Below are 18,308 nucleotides of genomic sequence, written 5' to 3' on the forward strand. Positions count from 1 at the left end.
AGTTGCCCATTGTCCTGCACGCGGCGCGGGCACCGGCGACGACTCCCGCCGAGGGTTCGGCGGGTGACCCACGGGCCGGGCGAGCTGGGCCACGTAGCGGTCCAACCGGCCGTCGACGAGGGCGTCGGCCAGGTCGGCGCCGGCCGCGTCGGCGATCTCCCCGGCGTACGGGCGGATCAACGGCAGGATCCCGGCGACCAGCCGGACGGCGGCGGCCCAGAGCTGCCCGGTGCCGCTCGGACGCAGCCCGAGGCAGAGCAGCATGTCGTCCCGGTAGCCGGCGGGGGCGACCGGCAGCTCCAGGGCCGCCGCGAACGCCGCCCGTCGGGAGGACACCCGTACCGACGGGTTCGCCGGGCGCAGCACCGACGGGCAGAGCCGGGCGAGGTCCGCCACGGCGAGCCGGACCCCGGGGCGGTCGGCGGCCGCCCGGGCGGCGGCGGCCTTGCCGAGCATGGCGATCAGCTCCTCCAGCCGGGGCGGCTCGGCGGGCTGGCAGAGCACCGGCAGGTCGATCCGGGGCCGCCAGTGCGGGTCGGCCCAGAGCAGCCGGGCCGGCGCGGTGACCGGCAGCCCGAACGCCCAGTCGGCCGGCTCGCCGAGGCGGTGCACCCAGGAGCGGACGTCGCGGGCGGCCACCGAGACGTGGGTGACCCGGCCGGCGGTCTCGGCCAGGTACGCGCGGCGGGCGGCGTACGGGGAGCCGCCGACCAGCACGTCGAGGTCGACGTCGCTGTGCGCGGTGGCGGCCCGTCGGGCGTGACTGCCGCGCAGCAGGATGCCGACGACCGGCCGCTCAGCGGCGTCTCGCAACCGCGCGGCCCAGTCTTCGAGAAATCCGCTGTGCGGTAACGGAGCGTGACCCACGGCGCCATCGTGCCGTACGCCCGATCAGTACGCAATGCCCGTTGCCGGACCTGCTGTCCGGTCCGAAGCCTACTGCCCGTTGTGATGCTGGGCGCGACGGCGGGCGTCGTCTCGAACGCGGGCCGTTGCGCGGACGGAGTTATCTCATCTAGCGTTGAGTTCAACAGACGATGAGTTTTTCGGAGGTGCGTGATGGACGACGCGATAACCGTCCGCGACCTGGTGGTCGACCGGGGCGGGCGGCGGGTGCTGGACGGCATCAGCTGCGCCGTTCCGCGCGGCGCCGTCACCGGTCTGCTGGGCCCCAGCGGCAGCGGCAAGACCACGTTCATGCGCGCGGTGGTCGGCGTGCAGTTGGTCAGCGCGGGCACGGTCACCGTGCTGGGCCAGCCGGCGGGCACCCCGGCGTTGCGCGACCGGGTGGGCTACCTCACGCAGGCACCGAGCGTCTACGCCGACCTGACCGTCCGGGAGAACGCCCGCTACTTCGCGGCCCTCTACGGCCGGGGTCGTGCCGAGGCCGACGAGGCGGTCAGTGCCGTCGGGCTGGCCGAGGCGGCCGGCCAGCTGGTCGCCACCCTCTCCGGTGGTCAGCGCAGCCGCGCCTCGCTGGCCTGCGCCCTGGTCGGCGACCCGGAGCTGGTCATCCTCGACGAACCCACAGTCGGTCAGGACCCGGTGCTGCGGGCCGACCTGTGGGCGCGGTTCCACGCCATGGCCGCCGCCGGCACCACCCTGCTGGTGTCCAGCCACGTGATGGACGAGGCGGCCCGCTGCGACCGGCTGCTGCTGATCCGCCAGGGTCGGCTGATCGCCGACGACAGCCCGGCCGCGATCCGCGCCGCCGCCGGCGTGGACGACCTCGACGAGGCGTTCCTGCGACTGATCAGGGCCGGCGCGGGGGACGCCCCGGCCGGACGGGAGGCATCGTGAACCCGCGGATCCTGGCGGCCACCACCGGCCGCATCCTGCGTCAGCTCCGGCACGACAGGCGCACGATCGCGCTGCTCGTGCTGGTGCCGACCGTCCTGCTCACCCTGGTCTACTTCATGTACGTCGACCAGCCGACCCCGCCGGGGCAGCCCTCGACTTTCGACCGGATCGCGCTGGTGATGCTGGGCATCTTCCCCTTCGTGATCATGTTCCTGGTCACCAGCATCGCGATGCTGCGCGAACGCACCTCCGGCACCCTGGAACGGCTGCTCACCACCCCGCTGGGCAAGCTCGACCTGCTCTTCGGGTACGGCATCGCGTTCGGGCTGGCCGCCGCCGTGCAGGCCGCGGTCGCCGCCGGTGTCGCCTACTGGATCTTCGACCTGCGGACCGTCGGCAGCAGCGGTCTGGTGATCGGGATCGCGGTGCTCGACGCGGTGCTCGGCGTCGCCCTCGGCCTGCTGTGCAGCGCCTTCGCCCGCACCGAGTTCCAGGCAGTACAGTTTCTGCCGGTCGTGGTGATCCCCCAGCTCCTGCTCTGTGGGCTGTTCGTGGCCCGCGACCAGATGGCCGGCTGGCTCCAGGCGCTCAGTGACGCCTTCCCCCTGTCGTACGCCATCGAGGCCTTGCAGGAGGTCGGCGCCAACGCCGAGCCGACCGGCACGATGTGGCGGGACGTGGGCGTGGTGTTCGGCGCGGTGGTGCTGGCGCTGGTGCTCGCGGCGGCGACCCTGCGCCGGCGCACCGGCTGACCGGCCGGCGGCGACCCGCGCCCCGCGGGTTGCCGCCAGCCGTCGGGGCGACCGACGGCGTCAGCTGACGAACGAAGGGCGGCGATGACGCGGCGGACCGGCCGGCGACCCGGCAACCCGGATACCCGGGAGGCGATCCTCGATGCGGCGCGCGCGGCGTTCGCCGAGCGCGGCTTCGACGCCGCCTCGATCCGCGGCATCGCCGCCACCGCCGGGGTGGACCCGGCGCTGGTGCACCACTACTTCGGCAGCAAGGACCAGCTCTTCCTGGCCGCGATGAACTTCCCCGTAGACCCCGGCCAGATGGTGCCGAGGGTGCTCGCGGGCGACCGGGAGGGCGTCGGCGAGCGCCTGGTGCGGACGTTCCTGAGCATCTGGGACTCCCCGGCCGGCAGCGCCGGGGTGGCGCTGCTGCGCTCGGCGGTGAGCAACGAGTGGACCGCGCGGCTGCTGCGGGAGTTCATCACCACGCAGGTGCTGCGCCGGGTGCTCGACCAGCTCGATGTCGACCCGGCCGAACTGCCGCTGCGCGGCTCGCTGGTCGCCACCCAGCTGATCGGGTTGGCGATGATCCGGCACGTGGTGCGCATGGAGCCGGTGGCGTCCGCCGACCCGGAAACCCTGGTCGCCGCCATCGGCCCCACCATCCAGCGGTACGTCACCGGAGAGCTGCCGACCTAGGACCCCCGGCCGGAAGCTCCGGACGGGCTGGACCGGGTCAGCCCGGTGGGCGGGCGTCGGCCGGGCGACGCAGCGGCGGCAGGAGGCGGCTCAGCTCGTCGGGATCGGCCAAGGGGCACGGGAACGCCAGCCGGACGCGCCGCCGTGCGCCGGGGCGCCCGAGGGCCACCACCAAGCCGTACCTGTCGACGCGCACCACGCGCGGCGGTCCGTCCGGGGTCTGCCCGGTCAACCCGAGTTGCCGGCGCAGGTAATCGGTCACCTGCTCGGCGTCGCGCTCGGCGAGATCGGCCAGCAGCAGCGCCTCGAACGGGTGCACCGGGTCCGGCTCGGCCTCGGCGTACTCCCCCGGGTCGATCCGGTGCACGACGCCGGCCCGCTCCCACCGCACCTCGGCCACCTCGAAGCGGAACAGCCGGAACCGGACGCCCACGTCGAGCAGGTCGCCGGTCGGCTCGACCGCGGCGAAGTCGAGCGCGGCGCGGCGTGCCTCCTCGTCGTGCAGTTCGGCGGCCCAGCCGGAGACCCAGGCCCGCCCGAGCCCGGGGGCGCCGGCGGCGGGTGGCAGGTCGAGGACGTCCAGGACCACTGCGACGTCGGCGCCTCCGGCCACCGGCTGCAACGCGGCGCCCAGGTGGCTGGCCACCGGCACCAGCAGCAGCACCCGGCCGTCGGGATCGGTCACGTGCCGGGCGTGGTGCGGGCCCGGCCGGCGGGCCAGGTGGACGAGACCGGGCAGCCGACCGGCGACGAGGGTACGAACGATCTCGGCGGGGCTGGGCCGCATGGCGCGACCTCCTTAAGAGGTTAGGCTTACCTAACCCGGAGCGTAGAGCACCCGTTCCACGGCGTCCAGCAGCCCGGCGCTTCGTTACCGGGTCTGCTCCAACCAGGAGGCGTACAGCAGGCCGTAGACCGAGTCGGCGTCGTGCACCAGCTCGTCGTGCGGGCCCCGCTGCACGATGCGACCCCGGTCCACCACGATCACTTCGTCGGCAGCCTGGGCGGTGGAGAGCCGGTGCGCGATGGCGAGCGTCGTACGACCCCGCGTGACGGCGTCCAGGGTGCGTTGCAGCCGCACCTCGGTCGCCGGATCCACCGCGCTTGTCGCCTCGTCCAGCACCAGCAGGTCCGGATCGGCCACGTACGCCCGGGCCAGCGCGACGAGCTGCCGCTCCCCGACGCTCAACGCCTCGCCACGCTCCCCGACGGGGGTGTCCAGGCCGGCGGGCAGACCGACCAACCAGTCCGCCAGGCCCAACTCCGTGAACGCGGCGCCGAGCTGCTCGTCGGTCAGCTCCGGCCGGGCGAACCGGACATTGTCCCCCACCGTCGCGTCGAACAGGAACCCGTCCTGCGGCACCATCACTACCCGGGAACGCAGCGAGTCGAACCGCACCTGCGCCAGCGGCACCCCGGACAGCAGCACCGCTCCGGCCGACGGGTCCATCAGGCGGGTGAGCAGCTTCGCGAAGGTCGTCTTGCCGCTGCCCGTCTCGCCGACCACCGCCACCCGGCTCTTCGCCGGGATCTCCAGGTCGATGTCGTGCAGCACCGGCGGGCCACCCGGATAGGCGAACCGCACCCCGGCGAACCGGATGTCCAGCGGGCCGGCCGGCAGGTCCCGTCCCTGCTCCCCCGGGTCCGCCACGTCCGGGGCCACGTCGAGCACGTCCAGCACCCGCCGCCAGCCCGCGATGGCGTTCTGCGCCTCGTTGAGCACCTCGGTGGCGATCTGCACCGGCTGGATGAACAGCGTCACCAGGAACAGGAAGGCGGTCAGCTGGCCGATCGACAACGTGCCGTCCACCCCCAACGTCACCCCGAGCACCACCACGCCCGCCAGGGCCAGACCGGCCGCCAGTTCGCCCACCGAACTGCCCACGATGCTGATCCGGATCGCCCGCTGCTGCGCCAGGCGCTGGTTGTCGATGGCCTCGTCCAAGCGGCGCGCGGTACGCCCCGCGATGCCGTACGCCCGGATCACCGGCGCACCCACGACGCTCTCACCGATCGCGCCCAGCAGCGTGCCGGTGCGCTGACGCACCGTCGCGTACGCCGCGCCGAGGCGACGCTGCAACTGACGGATGACGAGCACCGCCGGCAGGAACGCCACAAGCACCACAAGGGTCAGCTGCCAGGAGTACGCCAGCATGACGGCAGTCGTCACCACCAGCTGACCCAGGTTGACCAGCAGGATCACCCCACCCCACTGGAGGAACTGGGTGATCTGGTCGACATCGCTCGTCACCCGCGAGACCAGCGACCCACGCCGCTCCGACTGCTGGTGCAGCATCGACAGGTCGTGCACGTGCCGGAACGCCCGCGTCCGGACGTTCGCCAACGCCGTCTCGCTGACCGTGAACAGCCGGCGCATCATCAGGTAGCCGCAGGCAGTGGTCACCACGAGGATCGCCGCGGTGACCGCCACCACCGACCAGACCACGTCGAGATCCAGACCACCGACGATGCCACGGTCGATGCCCTGCTGCACCGCGACCGGAACGGCCACCCGGCCCACCATGTAGACCAGGGCCAGGCCCAGGGTGGCGGCCAGGCCGGTGCGCAGCTCCGGGGAGAGCGCCAGCCCCCGCCGCAGGGTCTGCCAGGTGGTCTCCGTCCGCGCGTCCCGCTCGTCGTTCGTCACCGTCGTACTCACCGGGCTCGCCTTTCGTTCGCGACTGCGGGGCTCCGCTGCGCTGCACTCCTCGCGCTCACCGGTCCACCTCGATCTCCAGGCCCGACGGCAGCTGCGCCACCTCGTCGTCGTACGCGCGCTCCTGCGCGCGGTCGACCTCCGCCTGCTCGTACGCGGTGACCAGGTCCACGTACCCGGGAACGGTGGCCAGCAGCTCGGTGTGTGTGCCCCGGGCGATCACCCGGCCCTGCTCGGTGTAGACGACCTCGTCGGCGAGGGCGATGGTCGCCCGGCGGTACGCCACCACCAGGATCGACGCGGCCGGCACTCCCGGCTCACCCGCCGACGCCCGCAGACCGGCGAGGATGGCCGCCTCCACGCGGGGGTCCACGGCGCTCGTCGCGTCGTCGAGCACCAGCAGGCGTGGCCGCCCGGCCAGCGCGCGGGCCAGCGTGAGCCGCTGCCGCTGGCCGCCGGAGAGCGAGGTGCCCCGCTCGCCGACCATCGTGTCCAGTCCCTCCGGCAGCGCGGCGACGAACCCGTCCGCCTCGGCCAGGCGCAGCGCCGCCCAGACGGCCTCGTCGTCGATGCCCGCCCGGTCCAGGGCGACGTTGGCCCGCACGGTGTCATCGAAGACGAACGGCACCTGCGCGACCAGCGCGACGGTGCCGGCCAGCGACGCGGCGGTCAGGTCGCGCACGTCCACGCCGTCCAGCTCGACGACGCCGGAGTCCGGGTCGACCAGGCGTACGGCAAGCGACGCGATGGTGGACTTCCCGGCGCCGGTCGGCCCGACCAGCGCGACAGTGCGGCCAGCCGGAACGGTGAAGCCGACCTCGCCGAGCACCTGCGCGCCGGGCTCGTGCGCCTCGGCCGGCGGGTAGGAGAAGTGCACGTCGGTGAACGTGAGCGTGGCCGGCCCCGGGGTGGCCGGGTCGAGCACCTTCTGCCCGTACGGCATCTCGCCGGTGGCGTCGAGCACCCGGCGCACGCGGTCCCAGCCGGCGACGCTGCGCGGCAGCTCGGCCAGCACCCAGCCGATGGCCCGCACCGGGAAGGCCAGCACGGTGAAGAGGAACGCGACGCTGACCAGCTCGGTGACGCTTATCGCGCCCTGGCGCAGGCGGAACGCCCCGACCACCAGCACCGCGAGGGTGCCGAGGCTGGGCAGCGTCTCCAGCAGCGGGTCGAAGACACCCCGCAGCCGGCCGACCGCGATCAACGCGTCGCGCAGCTCGCCGGCGCGACCGGCGAACCGGGCCGTCTCCTGCGCCTCGCGGCCCATCGTCTTGACCACCAACGCGCCGTCGAAGCTCTCGTGCGCGATGCCACTGACCTCGGCGCGCAACCGCTGCGCCCGGGCCTGCCGGGGCGCCATCCGGCGCGAGTAGACGACGTTGAGCGCGAACAGCGCGGGAAAGACCGCGAGGCCGACCAGGGCGAGGGCCCAGTCGGTGGCGAACAGCGAGACGATCGCGCCGACGAGCATCACCAGCGTGCCCACCGCGAAGGGCAGCGGCGCGATCGGATACCAGGCCGCCTCCACGTCGGAGTTGGCGTTGGACAGCAGCGTGCCGGTGGCGTTGCGGTGGTGCCACGACAGCGGCAGGTCCAGGTAGCGGCGGGTGACCCGGCGGCGGTAGGCGGCCTGGAGCCGGTACTGCATGTAACCGGCGCCGAGCCGGCGACCGAAGATGCCCACCACCCGCAGCACGCTGATCCCGAACAGGGCGACCGCGGCCAGCGCCAGGGTGCCGACGCCCACCTCGCCCCGCGCGATGGCCGGCACCACCACGTCACCGACCACCGCGCCCACCACGTACGCGCTGACGATGACCATCGAGCCGAACAGCACACTGCCGATCACGGCAACCGCGAAGATCCGCGGCTGCTCCCGGATCGCCTGCCGCAGAACCCCCAGTCCCCTGCCGAGCACGTCCCGACTTGTCCTGCTCGCCACGCTCTCCCCCGCCGTAAGCCACAATTATCTCCCTCATCCTTACCGCTGCGAGCCGGCACCGCCGACCCGGACGGGATATGTCGACCGTCACGTACCGGACGTCCGGGCCCGGGGGTGCGATCGGCGGCTGCCGGCGCGCGGCGGCGGGTCCGCGGGCCTACGATCGGGCCATGTCCCGGTACGCCCGAGCCGAGCGCGAGGCGCTGGCCGATCTCTTCCTGGCCCTCGGGCCCGACGCGCCGACGATCAACGAGGGCTGGGCGACCCGCGACCTCGCCGCGCACCTCGTGTTGCGCGAGCGCCGTCCGGACGCGGCCGGCGGGATCCTGCTGCCGCCGCTGCGGGGGCACGCCGAACGGGTCCGCCGACGACTCGCGGCCGGGCCCTACCCCGAGCTGGTAGCGCAGGTGCGCCGGCCGCCGGTGTGGAGCCCGATCAGCAACCCGCTCACCGACGAGCTGGTCAACACGGTGGAGTTCTTCATCCACCACGAGGACGTGCGGCGGGCCGTCCCGGGGTGGCAGCCGCGCGACCTGTCCCACGGTCTGCAGGCCACCCTGTGGAAGCGGGTCGCCCCGCTCGCCCGGCTGTCGCTGCGCCGCTTCCCGGCGGACCTCTACGTGCAGGCGCCCGGTCACGGCGAGGTCTCCGTCGGTCGTGGTGGCGAGCGGCTGCGGTTGGTGGGCGCCCCGGCCGAACTGACCCTGTTCCTCTCCGGGCGCCAGCGGGTGGCGCGGGTTCAACTGGACGGTTCGGCGACGTCCGCGCAACAGCTCCGCAACGCCAGCCTGGGCATGTGACTTACTGCGCTTAATCGGTCACAGGACTGCGGGTAGCCGCCTCAGTCCCAGCGATGCGCGCCGATACCTCCTCCCGTACGCTTCAGCGCGCCGTTCCGCGCCGGGGCGGCACGATGTGGGGGCACACGATGCGAAGTTTCGCGATCACGGCGCTACGGGAACCCTCCTTCACGGCGGGGCGCCACAAGTACAGGGATCGGGCAGCCAGCGAGAGCGTCGAGTGGGCGCGCGCTCTCGGTCTGGTCAATTCCGGTCATCAGATTCATCGACTACAACGGGCAGACGCCGCCGGCCTGGCCGGAAGGGCCTGCCCGGAAGGGCCGGCGCAGGGGCTGCGGCTCCTCACCGACCTGATCTCCTGGCTGTTCGTCATGGACGACACCTGCGACGAGGACGGCCTCGGGGCCGACCCGGGCCGGCTGGCGCCGGTCATCGCCGCGCTGCTCGACGTGCTGGACCGGTGCGGCGACCCGCTCGCGGAACCGCCGCCGGACGCCGGCCCGCTGGGCGCCGCGCTGCACGACCTGTGCCGGCGCACCCGGGCCGAGGGCCGGGCGCCGATGCTGCTGCGGTTCGTCAGTCAGCTGCGCCAGTATCTGCTGGCGCTGCTGTGGGAGGCCACCAACCGGGAACGCCGGCGGGTGCCGGGGCTGACGGAGTACGTCCAACTGCGTCGGCACACCGGCGGCGTACACCCCTGTCTCACCCTCACCGACCTGGCGTCGGAGCAGCCGCCCGGGCCGGCCCGGCGTGCCGATCCGGCACTGAGCGCACTGGACCTGCTGGCGGTGGATCTCGTCTGCTGGTGCAACGACCTCTTCTCGTACGGCAAGGAGAGCCAGGCCGACCCGGACGCGCACAATCTGGTGACGGTCATCGCGCAGGAGGGCGGCCTGGACGAGGCGGACGCGTTGCGGGCGGCCGCGGACCGTTTCAACCGGGGGTTGACGGCGTACCTGGAGGCGGAGGAGACGTTGTTGGCCAGCGGCGTCGAGGCCTTGAATTCGCCGTTGGCGGCGCGGCGCAACTGGGTCCGGGCAACCTACGACTGGTCACTCGTGGCTGCCCGGTACGCCTGATCAGGGGTGGGTCGGCCGGCCGACGGGGAGGCCGGCCGATCACCAGCACTAGCCGATGCCCGGTGCCAGGCAATACTCTTCGGTAACCACTATGACGTGACGACCGTCACGCCACCACCCCCGAAGGCGGCTACAGCGATGGCTCTCGATGTACCGTACCGTTCCATCCCGGACATGTTCCTCAAGCGCGTGGCGGCCACCCCCGACCGACACGCGTTCGCGTCCCCGACCCCTGACGACTCGGGCCCCGACTGGCTGACCTGGGAGCAGGTCGGCCAGCGCGCCAAGGCCGTCGCCGCCGGCCTGCACGCGCTCGGCGTCGGCCAGGAGAATCCCGTCGCCATCCTCGCCAACACCCGGCTGGACTGGGTGGTCGCCGACCTCGGCATCATGTGCGCCGGCGGGGCGACCACCACCGTCTACCCGACCACCGAGCCGGCGGACGCGACATACATCATCGCTGACTCCGCCTCGCGGGTGCTCTTCGCGGAGAACCCGGCGCAGGCCGCCAAGATCGCCGGAGCGGACCTGCCGGCGCTGACCCACGTGGTGCTCTTCGACGGCACCCCGGACCCGAGCGCCGCGGTTCCCCAGCTCACCCTGGCCGCCCTGGAGGAACAGGGCACCCGCGCGCTGGCCGCCGAGCCCGATCTGATCGACATGCTGGTGGCCGGCATCGGCCCGGACCACCTGGCCACGCTGATCTACACCTCCGGCACCACGGGCCAGCCCAAGGGTGTCGAGCTGCTGCACGGCGGCTGGTGCTGGGAGGCCGTGGCGCAGGCCGAGGTGGGCCTGCTGCGCGACGACGACCTGCAGTACCTGTGGCTGCCGCTGGCCCACTCGTTCGGCAAGACGCTGCTGTGCGGCGCGATCCACGTCGGCCTGCCCACCTACGTCGACGGCCGGGTGGACAAGCTTGTCGACCTGCTCGGGGTGATCCGGCCGACGCTCATGTGCGGCGCTCCCCGGGTCTTCGAGAAGGTCTACAACAAGGCGGTCACCACGGCCCAGGGCGCCGGCGGCGCGAAGGCGAAGATCTTCGCCTGGGGTGTCCAGGTCGGCAAGGAGAAGGTCGCTCTGGAGCAGGCCGGCAAGCCGGTGCCGGCCGGGTTGAAGCTGCGCTACGGGCTGGCCGAGAAGCTGGTGTTCAGCAAGCTCCAGGCCCGCCTGGGCGGAAGGATGCGGGTGCTGGTCTCCGGCGCCGCTCCGCTGAGCCCCGAGATCGCCACCTTCTTCGCCGCCGCCAACCTGCCGATCTCCGAGGGCTACGGCCTCACCGAGACCAGCGCCGGCAACTTCGTGAACCCGCCCTCCGGGCTGCGGATCGGCACGGTCGGGCAGGCGATGGGCGACCTGGAGTGCCGGATCGACACCGACGGCGAGATCCTGGTCCGTGGTCGGCCCGTGATGCGCGGCTACCACAACCTGCCGGAGGAGACCGCCGCCGCGTTCACCGAGGACGGCTTCTTCCGCACGGGTGACATCGGCAGCCTGGACGAGCAGGGCTACCTGCGGATCACCGACCGCAAGAAGGACCTGGTCAAGACCTCGGGCGGCAAGTACATAGCGCCGTCGCACATCGAGGGGATGTTCAAGGCGATCTGCCCGTACACCTCGCAGGCGGTGGTGGTCGGTCAGGCCCGCAACTTCTGCACGATGCTCGTCACGCTGGACCCGGACGCGATCCGGGGCTGGGTGGCCGGCGGCCCGCTGGAGGGCCGCGACTACACCGAGATCGTCGCCTCGCCGGAGGCGCAGGCGATGGTCGAGGAGTACGTCGCCCAGCTCAACGCCAAGCTCAACCGCTGGGAGACGATCAAGAAGGTGGCGATCCTGCCGCGCGACCTGACGATCGAGGACGGTGAGATCACCCCGTCGTTGAAGATCAAGCGGCGTGGCGTGGAGAGCAACTTCGCCGCCGAGATCGACAAGATGTACGCGGGCACGCTCGCCGAGCTCTGAGCCGACCGAGGGTCCCGTGCCCGGCTTCCCGCCGGCGCGGGGCCCTCACAGGTGTTGGCCCCGCCACCTCGTCTGCTCCTCCTCCACGGCGAGCTGCTCCTCCAGTGCCACCTGCCGGACCCTGCGCCGGCGTCGGGTGTCGACGACCGTCTGGGCGCCCACCGCCAGCGCGGCGGCGAGGGCCAACAGGGCCAGCGCGAACAGCTCGGGCAGCGCGCCGGCCACCGGCACCAGCACGAGCAACAGCACGATGCCGCCGATCGTGGGCCAACGCGGGGCGGCGAGCAGCCACCGGCCCAGCACGATGAGCGCGAGCAGGTAGAGCGCGACCCCGCCGTAGAGCGCCAACAGGTCGAACCCCGGCAGCGGAACACCCCAGCTCGGCGTGTGGGGGGCGGCTCCCTCGTGGATGAGCCCCTTGAGGCCGAGCGCGAACAGGATGACGCCGATGATGACCGGCAGGTGCAGGTAGGTGTAGGCGTCCCGGGCCATGGCGGCGCGGGCGTCCGGGTCGCGGGTGCGGTGCAGGGCCTGTTCCATGCCGAGTGCCAACGTGTCGAAGTACGCCCACCACAGCGACGCGGCCACCGCGACGCCGAGCACCGCGGCGATCAGCACCGGCCAGGTGAGCGGCAGGGCGGCGGTGCCACCGGGGGCGAGCCCGAGCGCGATGATCGCCTCGCCGAGGGCGACCAGGACGATCTGGCCGTGCCGCTCCGCCCAGTGCCCGGCGGAGAGCACCGTCCACCCGGTGCCGCGCAACGCCAGCCCGGCCCCGTACTCGACGGCCAGGGCGGTGAGCCAGAGCGCCAGCCGGAACACCCCCTCGGCGGCGCCGTCGAAGAGCCGCTGCGGCACCAGGGCGGCCACGACGATGAGCGACGTGGCGAGCACCACTGGCAGGGCAAGCATCCGCCAGCGTCGACGCACGTCCCGGTTCCGACGGCCGAGCCACAGGAAGATGGACGTCTCGCCGACCCGGACCAGGAAGTAGCCGGCCGCGAAGACCAGCGGGCCGTACAGCCCGCCGGGACGGTCGACGAACGCCTTCGGCAGGCTCAGCGCGAGCACGAAGGCGGCGGCCATGGTGACGAATCCGACCAGCGGGACGATGCCCTGGTCGGTGCGGATCAGGTTGCCCAGTACGGCGAAGCCCGACCAGCACCACCAGAGCAGCGCCAGCACCACCAGGCACTGGACCAGGCCGCGGACGGTCCGGTCGGCGGCGGTGGCTGTGGTGACGTTCAGGAAGGCGAAGACGAAGATCAGGTCGTAGAAGAGTTCGAGGCGGGTGGCCCGGGAGCCGGGTGCGCTCCGTTGCACCCCGCGTGTCCGCCCGCCCTCGCCCACCAGGGGATTGTGGCAGTCGCGGCCGGGTCGAAGACGCGTTCTGCGCAGACGGGCACTGGCGGCGCGCGCTCTGCCGTGCGGGGCTCAGGCGATGACTGATGGCTCCCGCCATCGCTGCCGGCCGGTCCGGTCCAGGTCGTAGCGGACCGTGGCGATCCGCTCCACGGCCTCCACCAGGTCGGCGGCCGGCAGGGTGAACGGCAGCCGCAGGAAGCGTTCCAGGGTGCCGTCCAGACCGAACCGGGGGCCGGGCGCGAGCCGGACGCCGACCTCCTCGGCGGCGCGGGCGAGCGCGCTGGAGACCGGGCCGTCCAGCTCGGCCCAGAGGGTGACGCCGCCGCGTGGCACGGTCACCCGCCAGTCCGGAAGTCGGTGGGCCAGCGCGGCCAGCAACGCGTCGCGCTGGGCGGTGAGCTGGGCCCGGCGGTCGGCGACGATGGCCGCCGCGTCGTTGAGCAGGTGCACCGCTACCAACTGGTCGAGCACCGGGCTGGACATGTCCACGCCGACCCGGACGGCCGCCAGCCGCTGCACCTGCGGCGCGGAGGCGCGTACCCAGCCGATGCGCAGGCCACCCCAGTACGGCTTGCTCATCCCCCCGATGCTCACCACCCGGGAGTGCCTGTCGAACGTGGCCGTGGGCGGGGGCAGCTCGGTGCCGTCCAGCGGCAGGTCCACGAAGGACTCGTCGACGATCAGGTCGGTGCCGACGGCGTGGGCCGCGGCGACCACCTGCTCGCGCAGCGCGGACGGCATCAGGTGCCCGGTCGGGTTCTGGAACTCCGGAATCAGGTAGGCCAGCTTGGGCCGGGTCTGCCGCAGGCTGCCCAGCAGCAGGTCGGGCTCCCAACCACCGGAGTCGGCGGACAGCCCGTGCGTCGTGATCCGGGCCCGGCGGCTGGCCAGCGCGGCGAGCGCGTTGGGATAGGTCGGGGATTCGACGAGCACACTTCCGCCGGGTGCCAGGGCGAGGCGCAGCACCAGGTCCAGGGCGTGCTGGGTGCCACTGGTGACCATGATCTGGTCGGCCGAGGTGGGCAGCCCCCGCGCGGTGTAGCCGGCGGCCACCGCCTCGCGCAGCTCGCCGATCCCGGTCGGGTGGTAGCCGGCCCCGCCCAGGTAGCGGGGCAGATCCTCGGCGGCGGCCCGCGCGGCGGCGAGCAGCTGCGGCGGGGCCGCCAGCGCGGCGACGCCGAGGTCGATCATCTCCCGGTCGTCCAGCGGGGTCCACAGCCCGGTGCTGGCGACCCGGTGGTTGCCGGGCAGCATCGTCCAGCTGCCGGCGCCCCGGCGGCTGGCCAGGTGGCCGGTCTCGCGCAGCTCCCGGTAGGCGGCGGTGACAGTGGTGCGGCTGATCCGCAGCGCCTCGGCCAGCTCGCGTTCGGCCGGGAGGCGCACGCCCAACGGGAGCCGGGCGTCGGCGAGCAGGCCGCGCACCGCGCCGGCCAGGGCGGCGTAGTCGGGACTGCGACGACGGCCCGGCAGGGCGTGCCACTGCCCCAGCAACCGGGCCAATTGGACGCCTCGCACCTGAGCTGTCATGGCCACTCCTCGGATATTGGCTTCTTCAGCCGGGAGGATTGGCCCCTAGGGTGGCATGCATGGCACTGATTGGCAATCTGCGGCAGCGGCCGGTGCGACGGCTCAGCCAGCTCTACGCCGGGCTCGTCCTCTACGGGGTCAGCATGGCCCTGATGATCCGCTCCGACCTGGGCCTCGACCCGTGGGACGTCTTCCACCAGGGGCTGTCCAAGCTGACCGGGCTCTCCTTCGGCACGGTCACCATCGGTGTCGGCGCCCTGGTGCTGCTGCTGTGGATCCCGCTGCGCCAGCGACCCGGCCTCGGCACCGTCAGCAACGTGGTGGTGATCGGCCTGGTGGTGGACGCGTCCCTGGCCCTGCTGCCCACCGGTGGCCCCCTCGGCGTCCGGATCGCTCTGCTCGTCACCGGGATCGTCGCCAACGGCGCGGCCACCGCGCTCTACCTCGGCGCCCAGTTGGGTCCGGGTCCACGCGACGGGCTGATGACCGGCTTCGTCGCCCGCCGGCCCGGGCGCTCGATCCGCCTGGTGCGCACGGTCATCGAGGTCACCGTGCTCGCGCTGGGCTGGCTGCTCGGCGGCACGGTAGGCCCGGGCACCATCGCGTACGCGCTGGCCATCGGCCCACTCGCGCAGTTCTTCATCCCGCTCGTCGCGGTGCCCGCGCTGGACGCGACCGCTGGCGACCGGCCGGGCGCCACCGCGGGTGACCCGCCGGGCGCCGCTCCCGCCCCGGCCGGCTGAGCGCTCACCTACCGTTCACGGGCCGGCACTCCGCGATGGTGCGAGCGGGCTCGTTGGAGGGTGGGTGTTCCCTTCCGGGACGCTCGCCGTCATCATCTCTGCATGGGGGAGAACGGTTGGCGCTGGAGCGACGCCTGGATATTCGTGTCGTTGGTGATCGCGAGCGGGGCCGGGCGACACCGACGGTCCGCGACCAGTCGACGGCCGGAGGGCGTACGCCTGACCGACGTGCTGTCCACCGCCGACCACCTGAACCAGGCGATTCCCCAGCGACACGAGGTGGAGGCCGCGGTCCAGCGGCTGGTCGGCGCGGGCCTGGTGACCGTCGCCGACGGCTGGTTCCGCATCACCACCGAGGGTGAGCAGCTCTGGCGCAGCCGCCCCCGGGCCGGCGTCGCCACGATGGTGGACACGGTGCAGGGAGTGCTGAGCCGCCGGCACGCGCCGGGCCGCGCCGACTGGATCCTGGAGGAGGCCGACCACGCGGCGGCCGTGCAGGAGTACGCGGTCCGCTCGATCCCCACCCCCCGCCGGTCACCCGAGGGCCACTCCGGCGGCCACTGACCTCTATCGTCGCGCGGCACGGCGGATGCGGCCGGGGGTCAGCGACGCCGGACCGGCACAGCGGGTAACGGCAGGACGAGCAGGTGCATGGGTGTGCCGTCTGGCAGGGCCGACCCACCGACCTGCTGCCATCCCGCGCGCTGGTAGATGGCACGGGCGGGTGCCGCCGGGTTGGACGCGAGCGTCGCCCACCGTTCGGGCCGCCCGTCCAGGAGCCGGCGGATGAGTTCCGCGCCGATGCCCTCGCCGCGCCGGTCGGGACGCACGATCCACTCCATGACCGCGAACTTTTCGGCAGCCCGAAGATCGGCGGGAGGCTCGATGTCGGCACGCGTCCACCACCGGCCGGCGGCCATCGTCCACCCGTACGCCGCACCGGCCAGGTCGCCCGCGTCGTCGGCGACGACGAGGGTGAAGCCGGTACGCCTCGTCTCGTCGGGCAGGGCGGCGGCGAACGCAGCCACCTCTTCCGGTCCCTCGACGTACGGTGGCTCCGCGTAGACGACCGCGTAGAGACCTACGAGCGCCGGTAGGACGTCCGTGGCCGATTCGGCGTCATGCACGATGTACGTCACGGGCATGGCAGCGGAGCCTAGGTCCGCATCCGGTCGGCGAGATCAGTGAACGCGGGCCGCGATCGTTCCACTGTGGGTACCGCATCCGCGACCTGTGCGGCCACGGACCGCAGCGAGTGGTTGTGCAGGTGGGCCGGCAGCGCGTCGAGGGTGTCGGCGGCACACCGCAATCCGTCGGGAATGTGCCCGCCACGGATCAGGCGGGCAGCCTGATGCAGTTGCACCTGCGCACGTAGCCGGGTCTGCGAGGCCGGATACAGGCCGAGGGCCAGCTCCTGCGCGACCTCGGCGTCGCCCAGCCGGCCGGCGTGGGTGTACACCCACGATTCAGTGTGGTGAATCCGATGCTCCGGCCATCCCCACAGCGACTCCACATCGGTCACGACTGCGGCTGGTAACCGCTGAGCGACGTCGACGAGTTGCCGCACCGTCGCCACCGCCTCCGCATGCCGTCCGGCCAACGAGAGTGCCTGGGCCCGGCCGGCGAGCAGTCCGCACACCGCGGACGTGGCCTGTCGACCCAGCAGCGGCAGCACGTCGTCGGACAGGGCGACGACCGCCGACGGCGCACGTCCGTCGTAGCAACCGTTGACCACATCCCACGCCCGCACCAACACCCGGGTATCGGAGTCCTCGGACTGGTCGGCGATCCGATGGGCGGTCTGCCACCAGCGCCGGCCCAGCACGATCTGGCCCGAGGCGACAAGGCTCAACGCGACGATGACGGACAGGCGCGCGGCAACTCGCAGGAGACCAGGACGACGCGCGCCCGGGTCGGCCGCGATCTGGTGCTGCAGCACCGTCAGGTCGGCACTCAGGTGGGCCATCAACGCGGGACGGGGTTGCCGGTAGTAGCCGCCAGGGCCGTCATGGCCCGCAACATGGTACGTCGGTGCAGGTCGGTGGCACCGGCCCGCTCGCTCCGGTACGCATCGACGAGCGCCCCGTCGGCATCCAGTGCCCGGTCGCAGGCCGTGGCCAGCGCTTCGGTGGGGCGGCGTTCACCGCGCTCCACCTGGGAGATGTGGCTGTACTGGAAATGGATGGTCGCACCGAGCTGCCGCAGGGACAGTCCGGCGTTCTCCCGATGCTGCCGGAGCAGCTTCCCGAAAGCGTCCATGGCCGGCTCCCAGCGTGGTGCAGGAGCGTGTGCACAACGCGCACGCCTGCCGTACGGGCAGCTTATCGGCCACGCTCGACGTGTCAGCCCACCTGGGACAGCAACTTGCCTCGGAAACTCGCTGCCGTTTTGAGTGATGTCACCCCCTGCCCCCGGAGCCGACCATGACCGACAGCCTTCACGTGCCAGTGGGCACCCTGCTGCACCTGCTGGCATGGGAGATCGCCCCCAACCCCACCAACCGCGACGAACTGGTGTGGACGGTGGTGGTAGACCACCAGCCGGTCGGCGGCATGGTGCGGCTGCGTGGGCACACCTGTGCTGGCCTCGTACCGGACGGTGCGGGCGGCTGGTGCTTCGACGCACGGATTTCGGTCGCGGCGATCCGCGCGAACATGAGTGGAGCCCGGTGAGTGCACCCACCGCCGAGCAACTGGCCCGCTGGTGGCGGATTCTGGCCGAGCACGAGCCGCGACACGGACGATGCCCGGTCTGCGGCACCCGCGCGCGGTGCTGGGCATGGGCGGGAGCATTCGCAGACTTGGTCGCACACGACGCGTACCATCTGGGTCCGCCGTCGCCGGCGGTCGGCGGTGGCCCTCGGTCACCGCCGTGGGGGCGGATGCGGTGGTGAGCGGTATACCTGAGAGTCATATTGATACCTCTGAGGTATACCGCTCAACAGCACATCGACACGGCGGGCAGCCAGAGCGGATCAGCGGCATCGGTGTTCGAGTTG

General features: G+C 72.7%; 17 protein-coding genes and 1 pseudogene. 9 read left to right on the plus strand and 9 right to left on the minus strand.

Annotation, left to right across the window (positions count from 1 at the left end):
- Positions 1-180: 180 nt before the first annotated feature.
- Positions 181-867 (minus strand): annotated as a pseudogene (locus tag AB0B97_RS31245) (phosphoribosyl-AMP cyclohydrolase); the annotation flags it as partial.
- Between the two features lie 192 nt (positions 868-1,059).
- On the opposite strand from AB0B97_RS31245, the gene AB0B97_RS31250 reads away from it, so the two are divergent.
- From AB0B97_RS31250 to AB0B97_RS31260, 3 genes are all read left to right on the plus strand, one after another.
- Positions 1,060-1,800 (plus strand): ABC transporter ATP-binding protein, encoded by a 741-nt coding sequence (locus AB0B97_RS31250; protein ID WP_357498777.1) that lies wholly within the window; start codon positions 1,060-1,062, stop codon positions 1,798-1,800.
- Complete coding sequence (locus AB0B97_RS31255) at positions 1,797-2,552, plus strand: ABC transporter permease (RefSeq protein WP_357498779.1); 756 nt, start codon at positions 1,797-1,799, stop codon at positions 2,550-2,552. The genes AB0B97_RS31250 and AB0B97_RS31255 overlap by 4 nt, the downstream gene beginning before the upstream one ends.
- An 84-nt stretch (positions 2,553-2,636) precedes the next feature.
- Complete coding sequence (locus AB0B97_RS31260; RefSeq protein ID WP_234588007.1) at positions 2,637-3,233, plus strand: TetR family transcriptional regulator; 597 nt, start codon at positions 2,637-2,639, stop codon at positions 3,231-3,233.
- Positions 3,234-3,270: 37 nt separating this feature from the next.
- Here AB0B97_RS31260 and AB0B97_RS31265 read toward each other — a convergent pair whose 3' ends face one another.
- From AB0B97_RS31265 to AB0B97_RS31275, 3 genes are all read right to left on the minus strand, one after another.
- On the minus strand, positions 3,271-4,020 hold the full coding sequence (locus AB0B97_RS31265; RefSeq protein WP_357498781.1) for a DUF2470 domain-containing protein: 750 nt from the start codon (positions 4,018-4,020) through the stop codon (positions 3,271-3,273).
- Between the two features lie 84 nt (positions 4,021-4,104).
- Entirely contained in the window at positions 4,105-5,880 is a 1,776-nt protein-coding gene (locus AB0B97_RS31270; protein WP_357498847.1) for an ABC transporter ATP-binding protein, read from the minus strand.
- Between the two features lie 67 nt (positions 5,881-5,947).
- Complete coding sequence (locus AB0B97_RS31275; RefSeq protein ID WP_357498783.1) at positions 5,948-7,831, minus strand: ABC transporter ATP-binding protein; 1,884 nt, start codon at positions 7,829-7,831, stop codon at positions 5,948-5,950.
- 170 nt (positions 7,832-8,001) lie between these two features.
- On the opposite strand from AB0B97_RS31275, the gene AB0B97_RS31280 reads away from it, so the two are divergent.
- From AB0B97_RS31280 to AB0B97_RS31290, 3 genes are all read left to right on the plus strand, one after another.
- Positions 8,002-8,631, plus strand: a complete 630-nt coding sequence (locus AB0B97_RS31280; protein WP_234588014.1) for a TIGR03085 family metal-binding protein — start codon at positions 8,002-8,004, stop codon at positions 8,629-8,631.
- A gap of 128 nt (positions 8,632-8,759) precedes the next feature.
- The gene (locus AB0B97_RS31285; RefSeq protein WP_357498786.1) at positions 8,760-9,710 is read left to right on the plus strand and encodes a terpene synthase; all 951 of its coding nucleotides are present in this window, start codon (positions 8,760-8,762) and stop codon (positions 9,708-9,710) included.
- Positions 9,711-9,848: 138 nt separating this feature from the next.
- Positions 9,849-11,675, plus strand: a complete 1,827-nt coding sequence (locus AB0B97_RS31290; RefSeq protein WP_234588016.1) for a long-chain fatty acid--CoA ligase — start codon at positions 9,849-9,851, stop codon at positions 11,673-11,675.
- A 45-nt stretch (positions 11,676-11,720) separates the two neighbouring features.
- Here the strand turns inward: AB0B97_RS31290 and AB0B97_RS31295 are convergent, their stop codons facing one another.
- Together AB0B97_RS31295 and AB0B97_RS31300 are read right to left on the minus strand one after the other, a co-directional pair.
- Positions 11,721-13,025 carry a low temperature requirement protein A gene (locus AB0B97_RS31295; RefSeq protein ID WP_357498788.1) on the minus strand — a complete coding sequence of 435 codons (1,305 nt, stop codon included), beginning with the start codon at positions 13,023-13,025 and terminating at the stop codon, positions 11,721-11,723.
- A gap of 84 nt (positions 13,026-13,109) precedes the next feature.
- Positions 13,110-14,567, minus strand: a complete 1,458-nt coding sequence (locus AB0B97_RS31300; protein WP_357498790.1) for a PLP-dependent aminotransferase family protein — start codon at positions 14,565-14,567, stop codon at positions 13,110-13,112.
- Positions 14,568-14,626: 59 nt separating this feature from the next.
- Between AB0B97_RS31300 and AB0B97_RS31305 the strand changes: the two genes are divergently transcribed.
- Positions 14,627-15,310, plus strand: coding sequence for a hypothetical protein (locus AB0B97_RS31305; protein WP_357498791.1), 684 nt, complete (start codon positions 14,627-14,629; stop codon positions 15,308-15,310).
- A 102-nt stretch (positions 15,311-15,412) separates the two neighbouring features.
- On the plus strand, positions 15,413-15,874 hold the full coding sequence (locus tag AB0B97_RS31310) for a hypothetical protein (protein ID WP_357498792.1): 462 nt from the start codon (positions 15,413-15,415) through the stop codon (positions 15,872-15,874).
- 38 nt (positions 15,875-15,912) lie between these two features.
- On the opposite strand, the gene AB0B97_RS31315 is transcribed toward AB0B97_RS31310, so the two are convergent.
- From AB0B97_RS31315 to AB0B97_RS31325, 3 genes are read right to left on the minus strand one after another with little or no spacing between them, the layout of a single operon-like run.
- Entirely contained in the window at positions 15,913-16,455 is a 543-nt protein-coding gene (locus tag AB0B97_RS31315; RefSeq protein WP_357498793.1) for a GNAT family N-acetyltransferase, read from the minus strand.
- An 11-nt stretch (positions 16,456-16,466) separates the two neighbouring features.
- Positions 16,467-17,276, minus strand: a complete 810-nt coding sequence (locus tag AB0B97_RS31320) for an XRE family transcriptional regulator (RefSeq protein ID WP_357498795.1) — start codon at positions 17,274-17,276, stop codon at positions 16,467-16,469.
- Complete coding sequence (locus AB0B97_RS31325) at positions 17,276-17,569, minus strand: helix-turn-helix transcriptional regulator (RefSeq protein WP_357498797.1); 294 nt, start codon at positions 17,567-17,569, stop codon at positions 17,276-17,278. The genes AB0B97_RS31320 and AB0B97_RS31325 overlap by 1 nt, the downstream gene beginning before the upstream one ends.
- 164 nt (positions 17,570-17,733) lie before the next feature.
- Here AB0B97_RS31325 and AB0B97_RS31330 point away from each other — a divergent pair, with 164 nt between their 5' ends.
- Positions 17,734-17,982 (plus strand): hypothetical protein, encoded by a 249-nt coding sequence (locus AB0B97_RS31330; RefSeq protein WP_357498799.1) that lies wholly within the window; start codon positions 17,734-17,736, stop codon positions 17,980-17,982.
- Positions 17,983-18,308 lie beyond the last annotated feature (326 nt).

Origin of the sequence: Micromonospora sp. NPDC049004 (genome assembly GCF_040649315.1) — a bacterium.
In the GTDB taxonomy this organism is placed as follows: Bacteria; Actinomycetota; Actinomycetes; order Mycobacteriales; family Micromonosporaceae; genus Micromonospora.

Coding starts and splice junctions, on each gene's coding strand:
- AB0B97_RS31250 (WP_357498777.1), top strand. CDS start 1,060: ATGGACGACGCGATAACCGTCCGCGACCTGGTGGTCGACCGGGGCGGG.
- AB0B97_RS31260 (WP_234588007.1), top strand. CDS start 2,637: ATGACGCGGCGGACCGGCCGGCGACCCGGCAACCCGGATACCCGGGAG.
- AB0B97_RS31265 (WP_357498781.1), bottom strand. CDS start 4,020: ATGCGGCCCAGCCCCGCCGAGATCGTTCGTACCCTCGTCGCCGGTCGG.
- AB0B97_RS31280 (WP_234588014.1), top strand. CDS start 8,002: ATGTCCCGGTACGCCCGAGCCGAGCGCGAGGCGCTGGCCGATCTCTTC.
- AB0B97_RS31285 (WP_357498786.1), top strand. CDS start 8,760: ATGCGAAGTTTCGCGATCACGGCGCTACGGGAACCCTCCTTCACGGCG.
- AB0B97_RS31290 (WP_234588016.1), top strand. CDS start 9,849: ATGGCTCTCGATGTACCGTACCGTTCCATCCCGGACATGTTCCTCAAG.
- AB0B97_RS31300 (WP_357498790.1), bottom strand. CDS start 14,567: ATGACAGCTCAGGTGCGAGGCGTCCAATTGGCCCGGTTGCTGGGGCAG.
- AB0B97_RS31305 (WP_357498791.1), top strand. CDS start 14,627: ATGGCACTGATTGGCAATCTGCGGCAGCGGCCGGTGCGACGGCTCAGC.
- AB0B97_RS31310 (WP_357498792.1), top strand. CDS start 15,413: ATGGGGGAGAACGGTTGGCGCTGGAGCGACGCCTGGATATTCGTGTCG.
- AB0B97_RS31315 (WP_357498793.1), bottom strand. CDS start 16,455: ATGCCCGTGACGTACATCGTGCATGACGCCGAATCGGCCACGGACGTC.
- AB0B97_RS31320 (WP_357498795.1), bottom strand. CDS start 17,276: ATGGCCCACCTGAGTGCCGACCTGACGGTGCTGCAGCACCAGATCGCG.
- AB0B97_RS31325 (WP_357498797.1), bottom strand. CDS start 17,569: ATGGACGCTTTCGGGAAGCTGCTCCGGCAGCATCGGGAGAACGCCGGA.
- AB0B97_RS31330 (WP_357498799.1), top strand. CDS start 17,734: ATGACCGACAGCCTTCACGTGCCAGTGGGCACCCTGCTGCACCTGCTG.